This window comes from Kitasatospora sp. NPDC091257, assembly GCF_044757675.1.
Classification (GTDB): domain Bacteria; phylum Actinomycetota; class Actinomycetes; order Streptomycetales; family Streptomycetaceae; genus Kitasatospora; species Kitasatospora lactacystinica.
Genome location: NZ_JBIVVI010000351.1, coordinates 1 through 7,473, shown reverse-complemented (window position 1 = coordinate 7,473; position 7,473 = coordinate 1). Strand labels below are relative to the sequence as shown.

The following is a 7,473-nucleotide window of genomic DNA, read 5'->3' as shown; positions in this document are numbered from 1 at the left end:
GCCGCGGTGCTCGTGATGACGTACTGGAACCCGGTCGACCGCTACGGCGTGGCGCGGTTCGCGGCGGACCTGGCGGCCGCCGGCGGCGCCGGGTGGCGGGGCGGCGGGGCCGGCGCTTGCCTGCCGTTGCCGTTCACCGGCGAGATGATCACGTGAACATGCAGCGTGAGAGCCTGGATCGCCACTTCTCGCGGTGATCCTGGGACGTAACCGGTTCGGATGACTCCTTGGGCGATCCGTTCCCTGCCGGGGCATCGTCACCGATGCTTGCCGGATCGGCCGGGGCCCCGTACTCGCGGGCGTTGGTCGGTTGATGCCTTCTATCTGGGGCCGAAGGTGTTGAGGAAGAGCACCGGCTCGTCGCCGAAGCGCCCGGAGGCGTCGAGGTCGAGGAGCGCCGCGAGGGCCTTGGCGGTGTAGGTGTGTTCGAGTGCCAGCCCCGCGTCGGAGGCGGCGCGGTTGAGTGCTGCGGTGGCTTCGGCAGTTGGGTGGGCATAGCCGGGACCGAGCCAGCCGCGGTCGAGGCGGATGTCGTCCGAGCTGAGGCCGAGTGGGGGCAGGGCGGCGCCCCGATTGCGGAGCAGCGCCTCGGACTTGCGGGCCAGCGCGTTGAGCGCCGTGCTGTCCAGGCGCAGGGTGTCGTTGACGACGATCCCGAGGACGCGGGTGCGCAGGCCGGCCAACCGCAGCCCCAGGGCCAGGCCGGCGGCGGTGCCTCCCGAGCCGACCGCGGTCACGACCCAGCCGGGCTCGGGCAGCAGCCCGTTCGACACCTGCGCGGCCAGCTCCAGTGCGGTTTCGACGTACCCGAGCGTGCCGAGCGGCGAGGATCCGCCGGCCGGGAGGAAGTATGGGAGGGTGGGGCCTCGCATCGAGGAATGGCGTGCGAAGAGCCAGGGGGCGGCGAGGATCAGGCGGGTCTTGGTGTGTAGGAAGTGCAAGGTGGCGCCGGATGCACGAAGGCGCCGGAGCTGGGCCCGGGTGTGACCGTCGACCGGATGGTCGATCAGGGCGAGGGCGACGGTGAGGCCCTGTTCGGGGGCGTAGAGTGCCGCTGCCAGGCCCCAGTTGGTTCCGAGACCGCCGACGGTGAGGAGCGTCCGGGCACCGCGCCGGTGGGCTTCGGGTAGCAGCCATTCCAGCTTGCGGACTTTGTTGCCGCCCCATCCGCCGTGCCCGTAGCCGCTCTCGTCCTTCAGCCAGAGCGGAGACTGGCAGCCGAGCCCGGCCAGAGGCCGCACCGGCGTCGGCACGTCGCCCAGCGGGAGGTGCGGCAGCGACTCGGCCAGTTCAGGCCAACGCTGGTGCAGCAGCGGACGCGTCATACGACCGACGATACGGGAGCAGCGGCCCGCCGAGGAGGGTGATCAAGTCGGCCACGCCACGTTCGCCGGCAACGTTGAGCACCGGCAGCGTTGACCAACTGCGGGGTGAACGCGCCGATGACGCTTCTCAGCCCGGTGATGTCGAGGTCGAACCGACCCAGCCCGGATCCACCGCTCCGCTTCTGAGGTGACCGTGTCGGTGTTCGGGCGGCGATGACCGGTGGGAGGGCGTGTGGCACCCGCTGGTCTGTCCAGCTCTTCCACAGGCTCTCCTGTCGGCCCTCGCGGGCGGGGTGGGTGGGTTCGGTCAGCGGGTCGGCGGTGCGTGGGCGGCGTCGAAGAACGTGGTGAAGGCGTCGCGTCAGTGCCACTGCATCGGCAAACGTATCGTCAGACGCCATGCCGAGCGCGCAATCCGGGCCGGGATATTGACCAGGTGGGCACGGAGGGTGGCAGTCGGGGCCCTGGCCTGGAAGTTCCCGGAGGGCAGGTGGGCCGGCGCGCCGGACTTGCCGTCCGCGATCACCTGCTCGACGACCGTGTGCTGCCAGGTGCTGGAGCTCGGTCTGGAGCGTGGTGAAGGGGCTGTCGGTGAAGACGGGGCGGTAGCGCCGGGCTGTGAACAACTCGCCCTGACCGGCGGCGGATTCAGCGCTCAGCCGGGGGACGCGGCGCACGATGAGGAGGGCGGTGACCTGCTCGGCTTTCCGACGTGAGAGACGGTCACATAGCGGATTCCCGCTGACGTGTGGAGTATGTCGAGTTCCTGTCATGCCGGATTCGGACAGTGCGGACGACTGTCTCCGGAAGTGGTTCTCCACGCAGTCTTGCCGACGGCACGGCCGACCGCCTCTTCCGCCCCGACAGGGCGAGCAGGCGTGTCGGCTCCGTTATGCAGAAGGAGTTCTCGTGAAGAAGACGCTCGCCTGGGCCGTCACCGTTGTCACCGCGGCCACCTGCGCCCTCGGCGCCTCCCTGCCGGCAGCGGCCGCGGACGGCACGACGGCCACCGCCGGAGCCGCGGCCTCCGCCTACGGGCTCGACACCTCCTCGCTCACTCCGCATCAGCGGGATCTCGTCGACAAGATCCTGACCGCGATGCCGGCCGGCTGGCAGGAGCGGGCCGCCGCCACCGCCGCCGAGTTCGGCGTGGACGACACCCCGTGGGCGAACATCCTCGACGGCGTCATCAACCCGGGCGACTACCAGTGCAACAACACGGCGCTGACGGCCTATGCGAGGGACACGCTCAAGGACGCCGACCCGGTCTTCCGGTATGCCCTGCCAATGATCGGGGTGGGGACCCTCGCCATGTACGACGCGATGCTGACCGCCGACGACCCCAAGTCCACCACCTTCGGCGTCAACGGCGAGTACACCAACGAGCTGAGGTCCGAGGGGAAGGACCTCAAGAAGTTCTGGGACATCGACTCCGACGACATCCAGATCGTGCCGATGCACGGCGGCGACGTCTTCTCCTCCCCGGAACGGCTGGCCCGCGCCCTGTACATGCAGGTTCCCATCGGCAGCGTCGAGGGCAAGCTCCCCGTGGCCCGGTGGCTCATCGAGCTCATCAACTCGGAGCCCGCCCTCAAGGGCGGCACCAACCCGTACTTCACCTTCAACGCGATCGCCTACACCGAGAAGGGCAGCTCATACCCGCGGGGCCTCTCCGACCACATCGTCGTGGGCGACGGCATCCTGCAGGGCATGGCAGCCGTCGGCCTGGGCGACACCGCTCCGCGTACCATCCTCGCCCATGAGTTCGGCCACCACGTGCAGTTCGAGGACAACCTGATCTCCAACACCGCACTGACCGGGCCGGAGGCCAGCCGCCGCGTCGAGATGATGGCGGACGCGTTCGGCACGTACTTCCTCACCCACTCGCGCGGCGAGGCCCTCAACACCAAGCGGTTGCTGGCCTCCGAGCAGTCCTACTACCAGGTCGGCGACTGCGGCTTCCGCAGCTACGGGCACCACGGCACGCCCAACCAGCGCCTCGCGGCGTCCGCGTGGGCCGCGAGCGTCGTCAACGACGCCGCCGACCAGGGCCACATCCTGCCCTCGCTGAAGCTCGGCGGGCTCTTCGACGCGAAGCTGCCCGACCTCGTGAAGCCGGACGCGACGAACTGAGGACGTACCCGGGTACGCGGTCCGGCGCCGGTGCGGGCCCCGCACCGGCGCCGCCGCGCCACGGCCGCGCACCCGGGCCGCGGACGTGCGGGTCCAGCGCGACGAGACCCACCGACGGCGGCGGCCCGTACCGCCGGCCGCTGTGGAAGCGCGGTATCAGGCCGGTCGTCGCCCGCCGCGGGGTACCGCACGGCTCGGCTCCTCAGAGCCAGCCGCGACGGCTGGCCTGGACGCCGAGCTGGAACCGCGTCCGCGCGCCGAGGAGCTCCTGGAGGCGGGTGATGCGGCGGGCCACCGTCCGCTCGCTGACACCGATCTCGCGGGCGATCGACTCGTCGGTCAGACCGCCACTGAGGTATGTGAGCAGCTGCCGGCTCTCGACTCCGGGAGCCGTCCCGGCGTCGTCCGCCGCCTCGACGGCGGCCGGCAGCGGGACGGCGATCTGCCAGAACGACTCGAACACGCCGATCAGCGAGTCGAGGAGGTCCGATCTCCGCACGACGATGTGGTGCCGACGGTCCCAGTCGCCGGCCGGGGGGCACACGAGGGCGAACCGGTCGTCGCAGATGCCCATGTTCAGCGGGACCTCGGGAAAGACGCGGGCCCGTTCCCCGAGGCCGACGGAGGTCCGGACGGCCTGCCGGGCGGCCCCGTCCCGCAGCACCCGGGCCCCGTAGACGACCGTGCACGTGACGCCGCGGGTCAGCGCCTCCCGGCAGCCGGGGGCCAGCATGTTGGGTTGTGCGGATCGGCCGGTGAAGCCGATGGTCAGGCCGCGCACCCGTTCGGTGGCCTCGTCGTAGAGCCGCCGGACCAGTGCGCTGCGGGCCGCCTCCGTCCGGGCGACTTCGATGTAGTCGGCTCCGTCGGCGTGGTGGTGGTCGCGCCAGAAGCGGGACAGTTCCTCGACGCCGTCGTGCAGGGCGGCGAGTTCCTTGGTGCGCTTGTCCACCACGACGTCCAGCGCGGCGCGCGGGGGTCGGGCGACCAGCCGTGTGCCGTCCGGTTCGACCAGGCCGAGGCCGGTCAGTTCGCCGACGGCCATGTTCATGGCGTGCGAGGTCACCCGCAGGGCGCCTGCCAGTTCGGCACGGGTCAGCGGGCCGCGCTCGACGAGGAGGAGGTAGGTGTTCTCGGCCGTATCGTTTATACCTATACCATTGAGCGAATACATATCCTCGATCGTCTCATGGGCCGACCGGATGCGGCGAGCGAAACCGTCGTCCTTCCGCCGCCGGCGGGTCGACTTTGGCGGGGTGTCAGGCGGCCTGCACCCAGCAGCGCCAGGGCGGAACCGAGGGCGACGGCGTCCGCGCCCGCGCTGCCCGTACCGCCACGGTCGTGCCGGGTGATCGTCACGAGGGGCGGCGGCGACATGGGTGTGCCGCCGCCTCCGCCGCTGCCCCGGGCCTACGCCGGGAGGTGCCACTTCTGGTTGTCGCCGGCCTTGCAGTCCCAGATGATCAGCTGGGGGCTGCCGAGGCTGTAGCCGGGGTCGTCCAGGCACTTGCCGGACTGGGGGTTCATCAGGGTGCCGTCGGCGCGGGCGACCCACTGCTGGGCGCCGCCGCCGTTGCAGTGGTAGAGCTGGACGACGGTGCCGTCGGCGGTGCCGCTGTGCAGGACGTCCAGGCACGCGCCGAGGGCCCGCACCGTGCCGTCGCCGGGCAGTGTCCAGTTCTGGCCGGCGCCGCCGGTGCAGGCGGCGAGGGTGACCGGGGTGAAGTCGGCGGTGGAGCCGTTCCTGTCGTCCAGGCACCAGTTGTTCAGGCCGGTCACCGGGCCGGGGCCGCTTCCGGTGCCGAAGGTGGTGCGGCCCCAGACGTCGAGGATGGGTGCCACGTCGGCTTCGTCACCCAGGTGAGGCAGGCCGTACATGTCCTCGACGGTGCGGAGCATGCTGTAGTGGTTGATCGTCTCGCTGTAGCTGCCCGGGTGGACGTTCGCGCCGTAGAAGACGGTGGGCATGTGGTTGGCGGAGGTGAAGTTGTCCTCGTCCCACGTGACGATCAGCAGGCTGTTGTGGGTCTTGGCCCACTCCGCGTAGCCGCCGAAGACGTTCTTGACCCAGGTGTCGCCGCCCGGGATGCTGCCGTCGTGCATGGACTCGTGCTCGTTGCCGTGCGCGAAGGTGACGGCGGGCAGGGCGGCGTAGCCGGCGGCTGCGGCGGGGAAGCCGCAGTCCTGGCCGGCGGTCGGGGACGGGCAGGTCAGCCACTTGTCGACCGGGTTGGGGGCGGTGGCGGTGCCCGGCAGGTCGGCGAAGCGCAGCCAGGCGGCGGGGGTGGCTTCGTCGGAGTAGTCGGCGAAGCCCAGGCCGTGCTGGATCAGCTCGTTGGGCAGGTTGTCCCCGTCGACCGAACCGGGTGGCGGGGGAGTGCTGTTGGTCAGCCCATGGGTGGAGCCGGACAGGAGGGCGTAGTAGTTCGGCAGGCTGGGGTGCCACTCGCCGTGCGCGTCGCTGAACGACGCACCCGTCTGCGCAAGGGAGTTGATGTACGGGGCCTGGGCGGTGTTGCCGATGACGTCGCCGTAGTCCTCGTTCTCCATCATCACGATGACCACGTGGTCCGGGCGCGGGAGCGCGGCGGAGTCCGTCGTGGAGGGGGTGGCGGCGGCGGGTCCGGCGGCGGAGCATACGAGCGAGACAGCGGCTGCCATCACGGCGGCCGTGGGCCCGCCCGTCGTTCGCCTCCGCTTTCGGACACTCGGGAACAGCTTCTGCATGATCACGGTCGGTTCCTCCGAGGGTCGGCCCGATGCCGGGGATCCACCTTTTGAGACGCCGATGGGCGGGAGCGTCTCCAGGGAGGCTGTCCCGCCCATCGGGTGATGATGGTGCGTCACGTGGGACCACGCGCCGCGTTACTTGACGGAGCCGGCGGTGAGTCCGGAGACGACGTGTCGTTCGATCACGGCGAAGAGGATGACGACCGGGATGATGGCCACCAGCGAGGCGGCGAACACGTGGTTCCACTGCACGTTGTAGGCGCCGATCATGTTGTTGATGCCGACGGTGAGCGGTTGCCGGTCGGGTGAGTTGGTGAGGGTCAGGCCCATGATGAATTCGTTCCAGGCCGAGATGAAGGTGAAGATCACGGCGGTGACCACGCCCGGCAGGGCGAGCGGCAGGGTGACACGGAAGAGCGCGCCGATCCGGCTGTTGCCGTCGATCATCGCGGCTTCCTCCAACTCCATCGGGATGGAGCCGATGTAGGCGCTGAGGATCCAGATCGCGAAGGCGAGGTTGAAGGCGGCGTTGGCGAGCACCAGGACGATGGGGGTGTCCAGCAGGTCGAGCGCGTAGAACTCGCGGTAGAGGCCGACCTGGAGGGCGGTGGGCTGGAACATCTGGGTGACCAGCACGAGCAGCAGGAAGGCCTTGCGGCCGCGGAAGCGCACCCGGGCGGTGTAGTACGCGGCGGGCAGGGCGACCAGGAGCACCAGCAGGGTGGAGCCGCCGGCCACCAGCAGGGTGACCTGGAGGTTCTGGCCGAGCGTGGTGTCGGTCCAGACCTTGGTGAACGCGGACCAGTCGGAGCCCGTCGGCAGGTAGGAGTTGTCGCGCAGCTGGTCGGCCGGGCGGCCGGCGGTTATCAGCATCTCGACGTAGGGCAGCAGGAAGAGTGCGGCGAGTGCCCAGGCCAGCGTGGTGAACAGGACGGTGCGGGCACGCGGACGGCGTGCCGTCGGCGGCAACTGAAGGGTGGTCATCAGCTCTCCTCCCCGTTCCAGCGGCTGACCTTGAGGAAGACGATCACCATGAGGATCACGACGGCGAAGTTGACGACGGACATGGCGGCGGACTCGGCGACGTCGTAGCCGCGCAGCATGTACATGAACACGGTGGTGGTGGCGGTGTCGGCGTTCGGGCCGCCCTGGGTCATGCCCCAGATGACGGGGAACGAGTTGAAGACGTTGATCAGGTTGATCACCAGGCCGACCAGGAAGGCGGGGCGCAGCAGCGGCAGGGTGACCTTGCGGTAGGTCTGCCAGGGGGTGGCGCCGTCCACCC

At 70.2% G+C, this 7,473-nt stretch carries 7 protein-coding genes and 1 pseudogene; 3 read left to right on the top strand and 5 right to left on the bottom strand.

Features of this window, described 5'->3' with window-relative positions:
- A pseudogene (locus ACIQOV_RS18040) lies at positions 1-93 on the top strand (tryptophan synthase subunit alpha); the annotation flags it as partial.
- 227 nt (positions 94-320) lie between these two features.
- On the opposite strand, the gene ACIQOV_RS18035 reads toward ACIQOV_RS18040, so the two are convergent.
- Positions 321-1,325: a 1-aminocyclopropane-1-carboxylate deaminase/D-cysteine desulfhydrase gene (locus ACIQOV_RS18035; protein WP_401049540.1), complete on the bottom strand. Its 1,005-nt coding sequence runs from the start codon at positions 1,323-1,325 to the stop codon at positions 321-323.
- Between the two features lie 230 nt (positions 1,326-1,555).
- Between ACIQOV_RS18035 and ACIQOV_RS18030 the strand changes: the two genes are divergently transcribed.
- Together ACIQOV_RS18030 and ACIQOV_RS18025 are read left to right on the top strand one after the other, a co-directional pair.
- Positions 1,556-2,041, top strand: a complete 486-nt coding sequence (locus ACIQOV_RS18030) for a hypothetical protein (protein ID WP_401049538.1) — start codon at positions 1,556-1,558, stop codon at positions 2,039-2,041.
- 193 nt (positions 2,042-2,234) lie between these two features.
- Positions 2,235-3,458, top strand: coding sequence for a hypothetical protein (locus ACIQOV_RS18025; RefSeq protein WP_401049537.1), 1,224 nt, complete (start codon positions 2,235-2,237; stop codon positions 3,456-3,458).
- A gap of 202 nt (positions 3,459-3,660) precedes the next feature.
- Here ACIQOV_RS18025 and ACIQOV_RS18020 read toward each other — a convergent pair whose 3' ends face one another.
- The 4 genes from ACIQOV_RS18020 to ACIQOV_RS18005 all read right to left on the bottom strand — a co-directional run.
- Positions 3,661-4,632, bottom strand: a complete 972-nt coding sequence (locus ACIQOV_RS18020; protein ID WP_401049535.1) for a LuxR family transcriptional regulator — start codon at positions 4,630-4,632, stop codon at positions 3,661-3,663.
- Between the two features lie 236 nt (positions 4,633-4,868).
- Entirely contained in the window at positions 4,869-6,119 is a 1,251-nt protein-coding gene (locus tag ACIQOV_RS18015) for an alkaline phosphatase family protein (RefSeq protein WP_401049533.1), read from the bottom strand.
- Between the two features lie 204 nt (positions 6,120-6,323).
- On the bottom strand, positions 6,324-7,172 hold the full coding sequence (locus ACIQOV_RS18010; protein ID WP_401049532.1) for a carbohydrate ABC transporter permease: 849 nt from the start codon (positions 7,170-7,172) through the stop codon (positions 6,324-6,326).
- The coding region (locus tag ACIQOV_RS18005; protein WP_401049530.1) for a carbohydrate ABC transporter permease at positions 7,172-7,473 on the bottom strand (302 nt) is incomplete at its 5' end. The genes ACIQOV_RS18010 and ACIQOV_RS18005, both read right to left, overlap by 1 nt.

What these genes read in the sequence shown, in the direction of transcription:
- ACIQOV_RS18015 (WP_401049533.1), bottom strand. Translation starts at nt 6,119, where the DNA reads ATGGCAGCCGCTGTCTCGCTCGTATGCTCCGCCGCCGGACCCGCCGCC.
- ACIQOV_RS18010 (WP_401049532.1), bottom strand. Translation starts at nt 7,172, where the DNA reads ATGACCACCCTTCAGTTGCCGCCGACGGCACGCCGTCCGCGTGCCCGC.
- ACIQOV_RS18035 (WP_401049540.1), bottom strand. Translation starts at nt 1,325, where the DNA reads ATGACGCGTCCGCTGCTGCACCAGCGTTGGCCTGAACTGGCCGAGTCG.
- ACIQOV_RS18020 (WP_401049535.1), bottom strand. Translation starts at nt 4,632, where the DNA reads ATGTATTCGCTCAATGGTATAGGTATAAACGATACGGCCGAGAACACC.